The sequence below is a fragment of the Lysinibacillus sp. BNK-21 genome, assembly GCF_048684915.1.
In the GTDB taxonomy this organism is placed as follows: Bacteria; Bacillota; Bacilli; order Bacillales_A; family Planococcaceae; genus Lysinibacillus; species Lysinibacillus capsici.
Genome location: NZ_JBLQTS010000001.1, coordinates 3,257,418 through 3,274,673, shown reverse-complemented (window position 1 = coordinate 3,274,673; position 17,256 = coordinate 3,257,418). Strand labels below are relative to the sequence as shown.

Annotated in this window: 16 protein-coding genes; 12 read left to right on the top strand and 4 right to left on the bottom strand. The window is 36.6% G+C overall.

Annotation, left to right across the window (positions count from 1 at the left end; all coding sequences use genetic code 11):
- Positions 1 to 169: 169 nt before the first annotated feature.
- The 5 genes from ACMGGO_RS16840 to ACMGGO_RS16820 all read left to right on the top strand — a co-directional run bounded on the left by ACMGGO_RS16840 (position 170) and on the right by ACMGGO_RS16820 (position 4,987).
- Complete coding sequence (locus ACMGGO_RS16840) at positions 170 to 1,180, top strand: ABC transporter substrate-binding protein (RefSeq protein WP_420282080.1); 1,011 nt, start codon at positions 170 to 172, stop codon at positions 1,178 to 1,180.
- A 123-nt stretch (positions 1,181 to 1,303) separates the two neighbouring features.
- Positions 1,304 to 2,320: a FecCD family ABC transporter permease gene (locus tag ACMGGO_RS16835; protein ID WP_112117540.1), complete on the top strand. Its 1,017-nt coding sequence runs from the start codon at positions 1,304 to 1,306 to the stop codon at positions 2,318 to 2,320.
- Positions 2,313 to 3,353 carry a FecCD family ABC transporter permease gene (locus tag ACMGGO_RS16830; protein WP_066036575.1) on the top strand — a complete coding sequence of 347 codons (1,041 nt, stop codon included), beginning with the start codon at positions 2,313 to 2,315 and terminating at the stop codon, positions 3,351 to 3,353. The genes ACMGGO_RS16835 and ACMGGO_RS16830 overlap by 8 nt, the downstream gene beginning before the upstream one ends.
- Positions 3,354 to 3,359: 6 nt before the next feature.
- Positions 3,360 to 4,229: an ABC transporter ATP-binding protein gene (locus ACMGGO_RS16825; RefSeq protein ID WP_259419278.1), complete on the top strand. Its 870-nt coding sequence runs from the start codon at positions 3,360 to 3,362 to the stop codon at positions 4,227 to 4,229.
- The gene (locus tag ACMGGO_RS16820; RefSeq protein WP_112117543.1) at positions 4,226 to 4,987 is read left to right on the top strand and encodes an IucA/IucC family C-terminal-domain containing protein; all 762 of its coding nucleotides are present in this window, start codon (positions 4,226 to 4,228) and stop codon (positions 4,985 to 4,987) included. Before ACMGGO_RS16825 ends, ACMGGO_RS16820 begins: the two co-directional genes overlap by 4 nt.
- Before the next feature lie 63 nt (positions 4,988 to 5,050).
- On the opposite strand, the gene ACMGGO_RS16815 is transcribed toward ACMGGO_RS16820, so the two are convergent.
- Positions 5,051 to 5,623: a TetR/AcrR family transcriptional regulator gene (locus ACMGGO_RS16815; RefSeq protein WP_420282079.1), complete on the bottom strand. Its 573-nt coding sequence runs from the start codon at positions 5,621 to 5,623 to the stop codon at positions 5,051 to 5,053.
- A gap of 165 nt (positions 5,624 to 5,788) precedes the next feature.
- Between ACMGGO_RS16815 and ACMGGO_RS16810 the strand changes: the two genes are divergently transcribed.
- The 5 genes from ACMGGO_RS16810 (at position 5,789) to ACMGGO_RS16790 (ending at position 11,509) form a co-directional block, all read left to right on the top strand.
- Positions 5,789 to 6,712: a DsbA family protein gene (locus ACMGGO_RS16810; protein ID WP_387254802.1), complete on the top strand. Its 924-nt coding sequence runs from the start codon at positions 5,789 to 5,791 to the stop codon at positions 6,710 to 6,712.
- 14 nt (positions 6,713 to 6,726) lie between these two features.
- Entirely contained in the window at positions 6,727 to 7,047 is a 321-nt protein-coding gene (locus ACMGGO_RS16805) for a monooxygenase (protein ID WP_420282078.1), read from the top strand.
- Positions 7,048 to 7,432: 385 nt separating this feature from the next.
- The gene (locus ACMGGO_RS16800; protein ID WP_416141417.1) at positions 7,433 to 8,788 is read left to right on the top strand and encodes a YjiH family protein; all 1,356 of its coding nucleotides are present in this window, start codon (positions 7,433 to 7,435) and stop codon (positions 8,786 to 8,788) included.
- 306 nt (positions 8,789 to 9,094) lie between these two features.
- On the top strand, positions 9,095 to 9,346 hold the full coding sequence (locus tag ACMGGO_RS16795; RefSeq protein ID WP_048391360.1) for a phage holin: 252 nt from the start codon (positions 9,095 to 9,097) through the stop codon (positions 9,344 to 9,346).
- Positions 9,347 to 9,427: 81 nt separating this feature from the next.
- The gene (locus ACMGGO_RS16790) at positions 9,428 to 11,509 is read left to right on the top strand and encodes a DUF2339 domain-containing protein (protein ID WP_420282077.1); all 2,082 of its coding nucleotides are present in this window, start codon (positions 9,428 to 9,430) and stop codon (positions 11,507 to 11,509) included.
- Positions 11,510 to 11,582: 73 nt separating this feature from the next.
- Here the strand turns inward: ACMGGO_RS16790 and ACMGGO_RS16785 are convergent, their stop codons facing one another.
- Genes ACMGGO_RS16785 through ACMGGO_RS16775 form a run of 3 tightly spaced genes read right to left on the bottom strand, consistent with a single transcriptional unit; the run spans position 11,583 to position 13,800 of the window.
- Complete coding sequence (locus ACMGGO_RS16785) at positions 11,583 to 12,887, bottom strand: hypothetical protein (protein WP_420282076.1); 1,305 nt, start codon at positions 12,885 to 12,887, stop codon at positions 11,583 to 11,585.
- Positions 12,887 to 13,321, bottom strand: coding sequence for a prepilin-type N-terminal cleavage/methylation domain-containing protein (locus ACMGGO_RS16780; RefSeq protein ID WP_066036581.1), 435 nt, complete (start codon positions 13,319 to 13,321; stop codon positions 12,887 to 12,889). The genes ACMGGO_RS16785 and ACMGGO_RS16780 overlap by 1 nt, the downstream gene beginning before the upstream one ends.
- 11 nt (positions 13,322 to 13,332) lie before the next feature.
- Positions 13,333 to 13,800, bottom strand: a complete 468-nt coding sequence (locus ACMGGO_RS16775; protein WP_066036582.1) for a type IV pilus modification PilV family protein — start codon at positions 13,798 to 13,800, stop codon at positions 13,333 to 13,335.
- A gap of 428 nt (positions 13,801 to 14,228) precedes the next feature.
- Between ACMGGO_RS16775 and ACMGGO_RS16770 the strand changes: the two genes are divergently transcribed.
- Both ACMGGO_RS16770 and ACMGGO_RS16765 read left to right on the top strand, forming a co-directional pair.
- Positions 14,229 to 15,560, top strand: a complete 1,332-nt coding sequence (locus tag ACMGGO_RS16770; protein WP_420282075.1) for a G5 domain-containing protein — start codon at positions 14,229 to 14,231, stop codon at positions 15,558 to 15,560.
- 17 nt (positions 15,561 to 15,577) lie between these two features.
- Positions 15,578 to 17,248 (top strand): GspE/PulE family protein, encoded by a 1,671-nt coding sequence (locus tag ACMGGO_RS16765; RefSeq protein WP_374805857.1) that lies wholly within the window; start codon positions 15,578 to 15,580, stop codon positions 17,246 to 17,248.
- Positions 17,249 to 17,256 lie beyond the last annotated feature (8 nt).

Genomic DNA, 17,256 nt, shown 5'->3' with positions numbered 1-17,256 from the left:
ACGATGAATAGGTTTTTCAAATAACGTTCTTCCTAGCGTCATAATGTAAAACTTTTTATTAAAAAAGTATGTTTTTTGAAAAAATAGATATTGTCAATAAAACAATCGTACAGTATACTCTTTAATTGATAATGATTATCGTTGTCGATTATTTCTTAGGAGGAAATGTATGCCAAAATTATCACTGCAAAAAAAGAACTTTTTTATACTTTTCACACTACTATTAACCTTCACGTTATTATTAGTTGGATGTGGGGAGAAAACATCGAACTCCAGTAGTTCACAAGAGAACGACAAAGCAGAAGAAAGCAACACTGAATCAGAATCTTCTAGTCGTGAGATTACACATGCAATGGGTACTACAACGATTGAAGGCACACCTACAAAAATCGTTACACTATATCAAGGCGCAACAGATGTTGCAGTTGCTATGGGCATTAAACCAGTTGGGGTAGTAGAATCTTGGGCAGAAGCGCCTGTTTATAATTATATGAAGAATGAGCTTGATGGCGTTGCAATTGTAGGACAAGAAACACAACCAAACCTTGAAGAAATTGCAAAGCTTAAACCAGATTTAATTATTGCTTCTAAAGTACGTCATGAAGAAATTTATGATCAGTTATCGCAGATTGCACCAACAGTTGCTCATGAAACGGTTTTCGATTTCAAAGGAACAGCTGAAATGATGGGTCAAGCAATGAATCAAGAAGATAAGGTGAATGAATTACTTGGCGATTGGGATACACGAGTAGCTGATTTCCAAACAAAAATCAAAGAGAAGCTTGGCGATAAATGGCCATTCCATGTCTCTGTTGTCAACTTCAGAGCAGACCATGCTCGTATTTATGTGACAGGTTATGCGGGTTCTATTTTATCTGAGCTTGGATTCCAAGGTCCTAAAAATTTAACAGATGATTCTTTAGAAATTGTGAAGCTAACTGACAAGGAAAGCATCACACAAATGAATGCTGATGTTATTTATATGTTTATGGAAAATGATGAGACAGTGAAAAAAACTTATGAAGATTGGACAAACCATCCACTTTGGAAAGAGCTTGACGCAGTGAAAGCGAATCAAGTTTATCAGGTAGATGAAATTAATTGGAATCTAGCAGGTGGTATTACTAGTGCTAATTTAATGCTAGATGATATTTATGACAAGTTTGAATTAGAAAAATAGTGAATGAAGGATGGGCTGTTAAAAGTGTTAGAGAATACTTGAATAACAGCCCTCTCATTGTAGTGTTTGAGCATAATTGAAACCTACATAAGCTAAATCGTGGATCAAGAAAGTTGGCATAACATGAGAATTATTCTTTCCAGTACACCGATGAAACAAATAGGTTTATTCATCAGCTGTTTGATTCTTTTGCTGGCATTTATATTCAGCATAGCTATTGGTCAAACATCCATACCTTTTTCGTCAATCTATGATGCTATTTTTCATTTTGATGCTGCTAACAAGGAGCATGTCATTATTCGAACATCTAGATTTACAAGAGCTGTGATCGCTACAGTAGTTGGCGCAAGCCTTGCCATTGCGGGCGCATTAATGCGAGCATTAACAAGAAATCCTTTAGCAGCTCCTGATATTTTAGGTATTAATGCAGGGGCCATATTTTTTATTGTCAGTGCTATTACTCTTTTTTCCGTTCAATCTTTAATGAGCTATATGTGGATTGCCTTTTTAGGGGCAGGTGCAGCGGGGGCGATGGTTTTTTTCCTAGGCTCATTAGGAAGAGATGGGTTAACACCGATAAAAATAGTATTAGCTGGTGCAGCGATTACAGCTCTATTTGTCTCGTTTACGCAGGGGCTTTTAGTCATCGATGAACAAGGTTTACAAAGTGTCCTGTTTTGGTTAGCAGGTTCTGTATCGGGGCGTAGTATTGAAATGCTCGTGCCTGTCCTACCGTTTATTTTAGGAGTGACAGTTGTGGCAATATTTATGGGGCGTTCAATCAATATTTTACAATCAGGAGATGATATTGCCAAAGGATTAGGACAACGAACAATGCTCACGAAAATCACACTAGGCATAATTATTATCATACTGGCAGGCAGTTCAGTAGCTGTTGCAGGTTCAATAGGCTTTATTGGCTTGATTGTCCCTCATATGGCGCTCCATCTTGTTGGCACGGATTATCGCTGGATTATTCCCTACAGTGCCGTGTTGGGAGCAATATTGCTACTGTTGGCTGATATTGCGGCAAGATATGTGATTATGCCATTGGAAATGCCGATTGGTGTCATGACAGCCTTAATCGGAGCTCCTTTCTTCATTTATATTGCACGAAAGGGGTTAGCAAAAAATGCCTAATTATGTGTCGGTTCGAACGAAAACTAATCGTATATCTTTTCAAATTGCTAAAAGAACGGCTTGGATTCTACTACTTTTAAGCTTATTATTAGTCCTCATAACGGTTCTTGGTTTATCTGCGGGGAGCGAGTTTATCCATCCTGTCACTGTGGTGAAAGAATTATTAGGCTATGGCAATGGAGATTACGATTTTGTCTTACATACATTAAGGCTCCCGCGTGTGTTGATGGCCTTATTAGTTGGTGCTGCGCTGGGAGTGGCCGGTTTAATTTTACAAGGAATTATCCGTAATCCTCTTGCTGCCCCAGATATTATTGGTATAACGAGCGGAGCATCGATGGGGGCAATTATTTTTATTGTGTACTTTATGGGATCAGTCAGCATTCAATTTTTACCGTTAGCTGCTATATTAGGTGCTGGTATTGTCTCCTTCATCATTTACCTACTATCATGGAGAAAAGGAGTCACACCAATTCGAATGGTACTAATTGGAATTGGCATCTCAGCTTTAGCAAAGGCGGTTGTGACGATGCTGCTTGTAATCAGTAATGTAGCCGCTACAACGAAAGCCTATTTATGGCTGACAGGTAGTTTGTATGGGGCCAATATGCAGGATGTCTTTTTGCTATTACCATGGCTAGTCATTTTAGTGCCACTAACATTTATTTTAGCAAGAACGGTGAATGTGAAGGAATTAGGCGATGAAATAGCGATAGGGCTAGGAGTAAAAGTACAAGTGTATCGTTTACTTTTTCTACTCATTAGTGTCATGCTAGCTGGTTCTGCAGTAGCTTTTGCTGGTGGCATCGCCTTTGTTGGATTAGTGGCTCCTCATATGAGCAGAATGCTTGTTGGGCGTTCCTTTGCAGGATTAATTCCTGTGACAGCTATTATAGGTGGAATCATTGTCATTGTGGCTGATATGGTGGCACGCACAGCCTTTTTACCAAAGGACTTACCTACAGGAGTCTTTACTGCTGCAATTGGCGCACCATTCTTTATTTATTTATTATTTAGAACGCGCAATCAATAAAGCTTCATGATAAAAAAGTTAAAAGCGGGAGAAGAAGGTGACAGGAATTTGAAACATGTCTTAGAAGCACAAAATTTACATGTAAGCTATGGAGAAAATCTTATTTTAGAGGATTTGAATCTTCAAATACCAAAAGGAAAAATTACAGTACTAGTTGGGGCTAACGGTTGTGGAAAATCTACACTACTTCGGACATTTGCACGATTACAAAAAGCGAAGTCGGGTGAAATTTTTTTAGATGAGAATAAACTAGATGCCATTTCAACGAAAGAGGTAGCGAAACGTTTAGCTATTCTACCGCAGGGCCCTGTTGCACCAGAAGGATTAACTGTTCAGCAATTGATTAAGCAAGGTCGTTATCCACACCAAAGTTGGTTAAAGCAATGGTCTATGGAGGATGAAAAAATTGTAAACAATGCGCTTGCAGTAACGCAGATGACTGAATTTGCCGATCGTCCAGTAGATGCATTATCAGGTGGTCAGCGACAACGTGTATGGATTGCTATGACATTAGCGCAAAAAACAGATCTTATTTTACTAGATGAACCTACAACTTATTTAGATATGGCTCATCAAGTAGAAATTTTAGATTTACTATTTGATTTAAATGACAAGGAAGGGCGTACCGTCGTTATGGTATTACACGATTTAAACTTAGCCTGTCGCTATGCCCATCATATTGTGGCGGTACGTAATAAACAGGTTTATGCCCAAGGCAAGCCAGAGGAAGTGGTGACAGCAGAGATGGTCCAGGCTGTTTTTCGTATGGATTGTACCGTTATTAAAGATCCGCTCTTTGGGACACCTTTATGTGTGCCACATGGCAAGGGGCGAACAGTTCAAACAGTGGAATTAGAGGAGGTAGGGGTCTGTTGAGCCTATCACTGTCAGCTGAAGAAACATCCGTGTTACTAAGAGAGTATCGATTGTCGATAGAGCCTGCAGTAGATGCTACATACTCTTTATATGCCAAAAATTTATTGGACAATGAACAAGCTCTAGATTATTTACAAAAAATTGCCCATTTCTTTCAATCGCCTTCTATCCTAGTTACGGCATCGTTGTTTGCGAAGCGCTATAGCGTCTTAACGATAGCTTCAGCCTTCTATGCTATGTCCAGATACGATAAAGGACTACATTGCAGAATTGAAAATATGTGGGTAGAAGCGGAATCTTCAAAACCTTGGCTTCCTACTATTCGGCTAATTGATCGCACAGTGTCAATACCTACTGAAGACCGTGAAAAATGGCGAGATGAGGTTCTTAGAGAAATCTTTGCGAATAATTTAGCGAAGGTTTGGCAGTCATTAGCAAAAATAAGTAAAATTCCAAAAACAATCTTATGGGAAAACACAGCTATTTATGTGAATTGGCTCTATGAAACGAAAATAGGGGAAGGAGCCAGTGAGCAAGAAAAGGCTCGTATACAAGAGGATTATCACTATATTGTAAACCTAGCACCAGGCTCCATTTTTGGAGAGAGAAAAAATCCTTTGACGGACTACTGTGGTCCTAAAGTGACAATTATGGAATCGGAGCAACCTGTACGCTTGAGAAAAACATGTTGTTTCTATTATCATACCTCTGATGAAGCAAATGATTATTGTATCTCCTGTCCAAAAATAAAAAGATAATCATAACAACAAAATCTCTAAACCACCAAAAGTGAGTAAACACTTATAGCCTTTCATAGGTGTTTACTCACTTTTATTTTTGCCATCAATACCTGCCATTAAATAAGGAATTGCAGGTTTGATAAATTCTTCGGGCTGTATCTCCTGATTGCTAGTTCTCCATTCTATAGAAGCGCCATAGATTCCCCAGCTTAATATTACAGCAGTCATTTTTAGCGCTTCGTTCTCTGTCGTTACATTTTGTTTCAATAACATTTTGTAAAAGATAATTTCAAGCTGCTCTCTAATAATGCGAGCAATTGTCTCTTCATAGCCTCTATGACAACGATTAGACAATGACTTTTGAAAATTAGTTATCGCTTTAAAGAGAATAATGAAAGCTCCTTCATTAAGTTCGTTATGCTCTAGAAAGTCATCATTCAAATTAATTAATAATACTTCTGATAGGACCTTCTCTAACAAATCATATATATCTTCAAAGTGATAATAAAAAGTCGCACGATTAATCATGGCCTCTGTCGTAATATCTTTAACCGTTATATCCTTGAACTCTTTTTTACTAGAAAGTGTAATGAAAGAATCCATGATTAATTTACGAGTCCGTATAACACGAAGATCTGTCTTAGATGAGGTCATTACTTACACTCCTTTTTAAACAATTTCTTCAAAGTGTTGTATAAACAACAATTCAAATAGATTATTGGTTTATTGATGATTTTATTATGAATAAAATACAACTGTAAGGCAAATAAGAGAGTTATATATTTATATTTAATGAAAGTAAGAAAAGGGGATAGTCTATTGAAGAATCATCCAATGGTTTGTGATTTAGAGACAGGTGTATGTGGAGTAGCTGGCGAGGAGGAATTGGGGATAATTGATTTTAATCAACCAAAGAAATCCATTGAAGTATACTATGTAACTGATCCAATATGTTCTCATTGTTGGGCACTCGAACCCGTTCTTCGACGTTTTATCGAGCAGTACGGACACTATTTTAACTTTCATATTATTATGGGAGGATTACTAGAAAAATGGGGTGATGGTCCAGTAGACCCTGCTAATGGAATATCTGGACCTGCTGACGTTGTAGGACACTGGAGAGAAGTTGGAGAATATTATCGCATGCCAATAGATGGAACAGTGATGATGAACAATCCAGTGCAATCATCCTATCCACCATCTCGTGTTTTTAAAGTGATTCAAAAAAATCAGCATGATGCTATAGCATTTGAATATTTGCGCAGAGCAAGAGAAGCGCTATTCGTATTTAATCAAAATATTGCAGATACATCCGTTATGATTGACATTGTAAATAGACTGGGGCTTGATGGAGCGGCTATTGTAAACGAATCAGAACAAACAAGCGGGCAACAGTTATTAAATGAAGATTTTGACCTTGCAAGAAATCTAAGCGTAAGAGGATTTCCAACTATTATTATGATGAATGAAGATAATAAAGGGTTGAAAATTGTTGGTGGGCGTCCATTTGTAAACTATGTGGAAGGACTAAAACAGGTTCTCAATTTTGAAGAGCTGCAACCAAAACAACAGCCATCTCTTTTAAGCTTGCTTGAAAAAGAAAAGCTTCTATTTTCGAAAGAAATTGAAGTCATGTATGATTTGGAAAAGTCAGAGGTTATATCTTATGTGAAAAAAGAGCTTTCATCAGATCAATATGAAATGAAGGAAATACTTGGTGAATGTTACTTTACTACTAAATAATGAGGAGAATGACAATGACATACGTATTACAAGCAGATTTTAAATTGGATGGACCATTTGGTGATGTGATGGCAGAAGCGTTTTCTGACTTAGCAAAAAGTATTTATGAAGAGGAAGGACTTTTGTGGAAAATTTGGACAGAGAGCCCTGAAACAAACGAAGCGGGCGGCATCTATCTATTTGAATCAAAACGCACAGCTGAACAATATATAGCAATGCATTCAAAAAGGCTAGCTGAATTTGGAATCACTACTATCAACGCAAAAATCTTTGCTATCAATTCAAAACTGACTGAAGTTACGAAAGGTCCAATAAAACAATTAAAAAATCACTGATGCATCATAGAATTACTAGCTAATTCAAAGGAGTCTAATTTCTAATTAAGAAGTTAGGCTTTTATTTTATGAATGTATAAATATTCTGAATATTGTGAGGTTGAACCAATTGCGTTGTAGCGTTTACAATAGTTTTATATCACGTTTATGTTATAAAAACATGAATAATTTGAGTGTTTTTCTGTTTAATGCTTAATACTTCAAAGCTTTTAAAATCGTTCTATAGCAGAAGGAGGGATGAGATGTTGAATGAAAACAACATATTTTTGCTTATATAGTAGTACAGCAATTGATAAATAAATGTTTCTTATAAACACTATTTTAATTGTTGTTATGCAAAATACATAAATTATTGAGATTAAAAGAGATGAGGTTTTATAAAAAAATGAAAAAGTATTCTGTTGCTACATATTTTTACTTCATTATTCCGTCTTTAATTGGTGTCTTTCTATTTATGACCCCCATTTTAACGGAAGAGGGCTGGAAAGTACCCATTGCCATATTAGCCAATGTTTTAGCGGGGATTGTGGCCCCGATCATTAGCTATTTTACAATTGGAATGTTTGCCATCTCTGCAATTGGTGCACTTATAGCGAAATTTATCCCTCGTAAAAATGCTAAAGAACCTAGTATGTTGGATACATTGTTTTATGTTAATTGGTTTTGGACAATTACTCGTATTATCGGTTTAGCCTTTGCTTCAATGGTGGTCTTCAATTTTGGACCTTCTGCCATCAATAATGAAAATACGGGTGGACTTCTCATGGATCCAAATGAGGGACTTGTGACGTTTTTATTTACCATTTTTTTGTTTGCGGGTTTCCTTTTACCATTTTTAACAAACTTCGGTTTACTTGAATTTTTCGGGACAATGATGGTGAAAATTATGCGGCCACTGTTTAAAAGTCCAGGGCGTTCTTCAATCGACGCTCTTACGTCATGGGTAGGTGATGGCACAATAGGTGTGTTAATGACCAGTAAACAATATGAGATGGGGAACTACACAAAAAAAGAAGCTGCGATTATTGCCACAAGTTTCTCAGTAGTGTCCATCACATTCTGTATCGTTGTATTGGATACTGTACATTTGGCACGCTATTTTATTCCTTATTATTTGACAGTAGTACTTTGTGGAATTGTATTAGCCATTATTATGCCTCGAATCTATCCACTTGCGAAAAAGGAGGATACGTATATAGATGGGACACCAGTGGATTATTCACGTGAGAAATTACCAGAGGGCTATAATTCTGTTTCACATGGTTTAGAAAATGCACTTGCTATTGCGCATGCAAATCGTGATCCTCGACAATTTTTCAAAGACGGTTCTAGAAATGTAATTGATTTATGGGTGGGTGTGGCCCCTATTGTTATGGCTTTTGGGACAATTGCCTTAATGCTTGCTGAATTTACAAGTATTTTTGCGATTTTAGGAAAACCGTTCGAGCCAATTTTAACTGTGCTTGGCTTGCCTGAAGCGGCTGAAGCAGCGCAAACAATGGTCGTAGGCTTTGCCGATATGTTTCTACCCTCTATTTTAGGTGCAGGGATTGAATCGGAAGTTACTAGATTTGTTATTGCTGTTGTTTCTGTGTCACAGCTGATCTATATGTCTGAGGTAGGTGGACTTATTTTAGGTACAAAAATTCCATTGAAGTTTTTGGATTTAGTCGTCTTATTTATACTACGTACGCTTATTTCTCTTCCAATTGCAGCATTGGTTGGTCATCTACTCTTCTAACTAAAATGCCAAGTCTTAAATGGACTTGGCATTTTTCATGTTGTTGAAATATCAACGGTAGAAAATTTCTTGACGCCATAAAAAATGGGGAGGTAGCTGGTACTGGTAGGGACGTTTTACTCCTTTTCCATTTCTACAATACGGCAACCTAACAAAATATATGAATATGCCTTCTGTGTTTGAAAATAGCTTGCATCACAAAATATTATCAAAAAATCCTAGTAACTTGGCAAGAGTTCCATTTTTGCATATGTGTCACATAACCACTATGCATATACTGTGGCAAGAGGGGGGAGGTGAGCTTTTATGAGAATTAATTGGAAGGTTCGTCTTCAACATATTCCATTTCTACTAGGGCTATTTTCATTGTTGCTCTTACTCGCACAACAAGTGGCTGCAATTTTTGGCTATGATTTTACAGGTGTGATGAGTGAGCAAATATCATCTATTTTAAATACAGTCTTATCCATTTTTGTGTTAATGGGGGTCATTGTCGATCCAACCACACGTGGCACTAGTGATAGTGAACGTGCCTTAATGTATCGGAGACCGAGATAAAATGAACAAAAAGTGTAATTTTACAATAAGGATAAATATGTTATAATATTAGAAAATTGATAAAGTGGGGAGGATGATTGAATGTCCCTTGAATTGGAGCGCAGAATTGCGAAGCTCGAGGAGGAAATGGCAGATTTACGTCAGGAGTTGTCAATATTAAAAGGTTCGCAAAGCACTGAAAAAAATAATACTCTTGATGCCAGACAGTCGATGATCAAGCAATCAGAACCAATTAAACCAAAACCAGTACTGGAGTCGAAGCCTATCCCGACTAAAGTAGCGGAAAAAGAAGTGCAACCACAGCCATCGATGGAGGAACGTGTTATGTGGGCACTTCCAAAAGTATTCATGGTTATTTTAGTAATGGGCGTACTTTGGGGTCTAAAACTTGTCAGTGACTATGGCTATTTATCGGATGGCGTGAAAATCATCCTTGCCTATGTACTATCGTTGGGATTGGCGGTTATTGCCTATGTACTAGAGCGTAGGAAAGTAGGCTCATCGGCTATAACGATTTCTTTATATGGTGGGGCATTTATTGTCGGTATTTTAACAACCGCAGCAAGTGCCATATTATATGAAATCATTGGTCTTATTCCAGCACTAGGCATTACGCTGCTTTATATTGGCTATGGTATTGCTATTAGCTATTTGAAGAAAAATGAAGCACTAACTGTTTTTGTTGCCTTTACATCATTATTACTACCTTACTTACTAGAATATATGGATTTTAGTGCTGTCATTATTTTATTATTTGTGGTCGTATTGTTTGCTGCATTGCAAGTAGTTATTTACCAGCACAAGCAAAAACTAGCCCTTTATATCGCCACATTCTTTTCAGTGCTAGCAGTGAGTGTTGTAGCATTTATGAATAGTGATCAGCAAGTAGTTTTTGCACTTGGTTTACTTGTGATTCTAGCAATCTTTTATGCAATATGGTGTTTACTGTATAACGCACAATCCAAATGGAAGCCACTTCACATTGGACTCCAATTTTCTTTAGGCTCATTTAGTTTATTACTGCTGAATTTAATCATTCGTTCTCTTGAAAATGGAGAAATGCTACTCCTCATTTTTATGGCTTTATTTGGCGCTGTAGCGTTTTATAGCTATCGTCAAAAATGGCAGGAGGTACTGGATAGTGCTGTGACACTTGTGTTTATCACCTTCTGTAATATGATACTTGTATTGAATATTCCGAATAAAGTGGATGATTTATTGTATCCTTTGATTGCATTTGCAGGCGTGATGATGAGCTTACGAATACGTGCAAGTATGATGAAGATCGTTACTTCACTTTCCCTTGTGATGACATTTACACTAAACTTTGTTTTCCATGAACCAAGTCCATTTTTCAGCATCGATCATTTAAGCTTATTTATGCCAATCATCTATTTCATCATTATTTATTTATATGCAAGACGTCCAAAAGAGACACTCTCACCTTTTGAAAAGGTCATGAAGGATTTGTATGTAATCGATATTTTAGCAGTGGTCACAGCTGGCTATTTCTTAGCCTATATTAGCAAGCTAGATGCCGTATACTTTACAGCCGCAAATGGCATTCCATATATGGTGTGTATCGTACTAGCTGTCTTATTTACTGGTTCTTTATTTGTAGAGGAAACTTACAAAGGACGTGCATTAACGCCAGTACTTGGCGCATTTTTCCTACTAGTCTCCTTGATGATCAGCACTAGAGTGTCAATGTTGGAAAGCTTAAACACTATCACTAGATTAATTTATTTAGCAGTGATTGTAGCGATTGTCGCTGATGTGCTTGTAAAAGGAATTATTTATCGATTGTACGAGGACCGTCTGGGGAAATATGTGGACGCCATTGTAAGTACGGGGATTGTGCTCACGATGATTTCGATATGGGGGCTGATCCATCAGTTTACGTTTATCAACGCACTTGATTGGAAGCTAAGTATCGCTCTTACAACTATTACATTATTCTTAACTGCTAGTGTATCACTATGGATTAATTCCACACGTCATTTAAAAACATTGCGCACAACAGGCTTTATTATTTTAGTTATCGCATTTATTAAGCTAATTTTCTTTGACTTATCTGCCCTTGATTTATTAATTAGAGCTGTTCTATTTATTACCATTGGTGGTATTGGGATGCTGTTGTCGGGTAGGTTGTTGAGGAAATAAAAAATGGGTTATTTAGCGTGCTTTATTCATCATCGCACGCTAAATAACCCTAAATTTTTTACGTTTTTAGTTCTTAATATGAATATTCATATTCAGTAGTATAGTCAATTGAACCAGGAGACACTGTAGGGCTACCGCCTGCGCAGGCAGCTTCAAACGTGTCATTGCCAACAATAACAGATTTATGAGTGCTAGAAGAAGTTCTAGCATATATTTTACTCGTACCGCCTGAATTATCATTGATATTGCCTATAGCTAAATCCCCATTGACACAAATGTTTGCATTCCTTCCAAGATTCACTCCCTGATAAATATTGGCACTTCCTTGTACATATATAGTTGAGTTTGAAATTTGATTTATCTGTCCCATCATAAATGATCCACCGATATACATAGTTGAATTGTTTAGATTATCTAAATTTCCATACAAAGTGGTACTTCCCGCAACTTCAATAACAGAGTCGACTATACGACCATTAAACTGATTTACAAAAAGCGCACCACCAACATGTAATTTTACGTTAGTCATTGAATTTAAGTTTTGACCATTCATACTACCAACTATATAGAGTGTTGAGTTGGAACTAGGGTAATTCATATTTGGAACTGTAAGAGTTCCACTTACTCGATAGATGGAGTTATTGAATTTTAACTCATCATTTTGAGAATAAGTAATATTTCCTTTGATTTGGCATTGTTTATTGGATAAATCCGCCCTTGTTCCAGTTGGACAAATATTTAAACTAGTCCCTGGATCAGCAATTGTATTGCCTGTAATAATTGATTCGTCAGATTCATTATTAGTTGTTGGGTCAATCATATTGGAAAAATCAACTGAAATTGTTCCCTTAATTTCTGCATTTTTTGCTTCGTCATGCCCTATACTTGTAAAGTTAATAATAAGTGCATCATCAGCTCGTGAAAATGTTACAGGGGTAACCTCAAAGGAATTTTTAGGATTTGAGTGTACTTTCATTTTAATAGTTTTTTCTTCAGGATCATCTTCTTTATCATCACTTTTTTTTAAAGATAAAACTATATCTGTTAAAACCTCTTCCATATCTTTTATAGCCAAACCTATATAATGTTGATCATCTTGTAATTGCTTTGCTTTAATATCTTCGTTTCTCTGATCTATAATCTTTTTGATAATATTCTCTTGTTTTGTAATAATTTCATTTGTCATAGCATGTTGAAAATAACTTGCGCCCATTTCTGCGATAGATTGGGATTGGAATGTACTTTCCACAATGTTATGTTGTTTTGTTGTATTGGAGGAAATTGCTAGAAATGAGAAGAAAATCACAGTAATTAATATAGATATAATTAATACTAACGCCAATGCATAACCATTATTATTATTTAGGACATTCCTCACTATTTTTTATCCTCCTTTAAGCGACTTAATAAAGAATTGATTTCGATTTTATTTTTAGGGTTGCTCTTTTCCTCAATTGTTAAGTGTATATCTGCATCAGTTGTTTTGGGATTTATAGTAAAATCATTTGCTTGGATACACATCTGACTATTTTCAAACACTTCTGTTTTTGTTGTACTTTTGGTAGTGTATTGAACCGATAGGATACAGTTGTTTGAAGTGGCACCATATTCAATAGAACGTTTATGAATAGAGTTTAAACTAGCAATAATAACATTAGCTTCTTGTTGCATTTGATTTTTAGATACAGCTTTCTTTGAATATTCTGTGCCTTGAAAAAATATACTCCATGCTAGAATTGAAATGATAGACAATATAATCACTGTTGCTAACACTTCTACTAAAGTAAGTCCTCTTTCATTATTATTTTTCATAATTTTCACCCTCAGTAAAAGACATAACCATAAGTTTCTGCTACTAAAATATTGTTATTTTTATATATAAAAATACTAATCTGATTGGCTTTTGTGGGTTGTGAATCTAGATCTGGTGTTTTTGTTATTTTAATCTCAGTATAATATTTTGAAGGCTTTGATCTAGTATTAGATGTTTTAATGGTAATCGTATCATCACCATCATATGTAAGCTTGTCATCAGATTTGATAAATGAAAACTTACCATTTGGATTAGCCAACAAAGTATTAAAATCACTCTGTAATGCAGATTGCCAATAAGCTAGCTCTTTTGATGCAAGGTTTACAGCAATTTGTTTATCTTCATTCTGGTTATTTTTTTTACCCATTTGGGGTAGTAAATTAATTACAGAAACCAGTATGATAGCTAGAAGAACGATAGACGCAACAACCTCTATTAGTGAAATACCACGTTCGTTAAATACCTTTTTGGGGCTCATTTCTTCAACACCTTTCCATGATAAAAAAATTGAAGACTAAGTAATGATAGTGCTAAATTTATGTATTTAATTAAATTGACATCTTGGTGAACTATTAAAATTGGACTATTCTTCAATAATCACAATTTGATATTTTGGGTTCGAATAATTTACATCCTAATATCATACAACGGGATTACATACTTGAAAAAATTTAGATAAAAATTACTATCTAGGATATTATAACAAATTACAGAGTTGTTTCTATAGAATTATAAAACACTTTGTGATTCTATAGAACTACCTTTTGAATTATTTTTGAATTTTTGTATAAAAATCAAAAGTAAAATCGGAATAAAGTTGCATTTTGGTAGTGTCAGAATACCATAGTTGTAGTATCATTTGTATATAAATAGAAAAACCACTAAGTTAAATAAAGGATGATGTGGATGAAAACATACATAAAAATAATTAGCTTGTTTTTGGTAATTGTTCTAATTGTGGGATTTTTTGTTCCATCATTTGTGCTAAAAGACACGGTTTTTGCTAAAGAGGGTCCTGAATCTTCGACCATTGGGGGTATTGAGATCCATGATGTGAAAACAGCAGATTTAGCAACTACGCTACAAAATGCAATTTCTGAATGGCAAGGTGCCGACATGGAAATTGTTAGTGATGGTATAGCCAAAACCATTGACTCGAAACAATTTGTTTTTGATCCATCAGCAGCTATTGCTCAGTATGAAATGCAGACAAAAAAGCCTTGGTATGCTTTTTGGCAAAAAGAAAAAGTAGTTCATATTCCCATTCCTGTTACCGTCAATGAAGCGATTACGCAGCAAATAGATGAAGCAGGGGTATGGGATACCGATAAAACACTCCAGAAACTAATCTTACAAGCCAGCTATTTGAAGGAGCATAAGGTCGAAGCCGTTATCAATGAAGGTTCCATGCAAACCGGGGAAAGGATTGCCTTTCAGATTGCCGAGCTACCAGCAAATAGTCAAGGAGTAGCAAAAATCATTCCGTTATTAAATGATGTAAATCTAGTTCCAAATCAATCCATCTCGTTGCTTACACTTTTAGGTGAACAGGCCGGGGTTGTCAATGATGCAGGTTTAGATTTTGTGGCATCAATGCTATATAGTGTAATTCTTCAAACGGATTACGAAATTTTAGAAAGACACTCTCAGGAAATAAATCCAAGCTATTTGCAACAGGGAATTGAGGCAGATATCAATGCAGCATTAGCAAAAGACTTACAATTTATTAATCGGTCTGAGCAGCTCGGTAAAATGAAAGCATCTATAGAGGGTAATCAATTAAAGATAGAAGTTTTTGCAGCCGCGAAAGACAAGGACATCACAGTACGTGTTAGTAAGGATAAAATTGTAAAGCCACGCATTATTTATCGCTATTCGAAGGAGTTAAAGGCTGGACAAGAAAGAGTGGAGCAAGAGGGGAAAGAGGGTTCAAGAGTGGAAGTATATCGTTCCATTTTAGAGAACGGAGCAACAGAAGAACAATTCATTAGTAGAGATTATTATGCACCTCAAAATCGAATTGTTACGCGTTCTTCGCAGGAGCCTGTGATTATCACAACGCCTACTCAGAACGTAGGGGCGGGTGCATCAGATCCTGATTTAGAAGTGGATTTAGATGGTAATGGTTTGCCTGATGTGAAACCTTCAAAATCAGAGGAAACAAAGCAAGAAGATGGACCAGAAATTGTCTATGGCTACTATGATAAGGGTGGTAATTTTGTACAAACAAGTCCATAACGATTGGAGGTATGTTTATGGCAATGAAGCCAGGGCGTAAACGTTTAGGGGATTTACTGGTGGAATCAGGTGTTATCACAGCTGACCAGCTTGAGTACGCATTAACTACTAAGATGAAAAATGAGAAGCTTGGAGATTTCCTTATCAAAGAAAATTTCTTAACAGAGCAGCAGCTTATTGAAGTCTTAGAATTCCAGCTTGGTATCCCTCATATCAGCCTGAATCAGTTTTCAATTAGTCCCGAATTATTACAGCTAATTCCAGCGGAGCTGGCAAAGCGGACAAATATTATGCCGATTCGCAAAGAAAAAAATAAATTGTTTATTGCAATGGAAGACCCAATGGATTATTTCGCCATTGAGGAAGTTCGTATGACGACAGGCTGTCAAATCGAGACAAGTATTGCGGCAAAAGATGATTTATATCGGACGATAACAAAATACTATGATTTACAGGAATCAATGGATGCGGCAATGTTGGATTTGGCTGCCACAAGTACGGAAACACAAGAGGAAATAGAGAATGAGGATTCACCTATTGTTCGTTTAGTGAATCAAATTATTGCGAATGGTGTCGCACAGCGCGCTAGTGATATCCATTTTGATCCGCAAGAAACAGAGCTTCGTGTCCGCTATCGGGTAGATGGTGTGCTACGTACTGAGCGATCCTTACCAAAGCACATGCAAAACGTCGTATTGGCGCGTATTAAAATTATGGGGAATTTAAATATTACAGAAAATCGTATTCCGCAGGATGGACGTATTAAAACCAATGTTAATTTTAGACCTGTCGATATCCGTTTAGCTACACTACCAACAGTTTATGGTGAAAAGGTAGTTATGCGTATTTTAGATTTAACTAATTCAGCTAATGATATTGATAAATTAGGCTTTAGTGCAAGTAATGAAGCACTTTTCAGGAAAATGATAGCCCATCCAAACGGTATGATGCTGATTACTGGACCAACAGGCTCAGGTAAGTCCTCTACGTTATATGCGGCCCTTTCCCATTTAAATGAAGAAGGCGTCAACATAATTACGGTTGAGGACCCAGTAGAATATCAGTTAGATGGTATCAATCAGATTCAAGTAAAAGAGGAAGTCGGCTTAACATTTGCTGTAGGGTTACGCTCAATTTTACGACAGGACCCCGACATTGTAATGGTAGGGGAAATTCGTGATCTTGAAACAGCTCAAATTGCTATCCGTGCTTCACTAACAGGCCATTTAGTATTAAGTACACTGCATACTAACAGTGCCATCGAGTCTATCTCACGGCTCCATGACATGGGGATCGAGCCATTTTTATTATCCTCTTCCCTTGTAGGAATCATGGCGCAACGTCTGGTACGAAAAGTTTGTCGTGATTGTGCTGAACCATATATATTCACTTCTCGTGAACTAGAAATACTTGAGGAGAATGGGGTGGAAGGCAAAACACATGGTAAAAAAGGGCGTGGATGTCCTGCCTGCAATCAAACAGGCTACAGAGGACGTATGGCGATTCATGAAATCCTCCCAGTTGATCGCCAAATAAAGGATATGATTTTAAATCGTGTTGGTGATCGCGTCCTCCGTGATTATATGAAAGAAAAAGGCTACCATACCCTATTAGTGGATGGATTACAAAAGGTTGTAGCAGGCCAAACAACCACTTCAGAAATATTACGTGTTGCAACTGCAGACTAGGGGTGAAA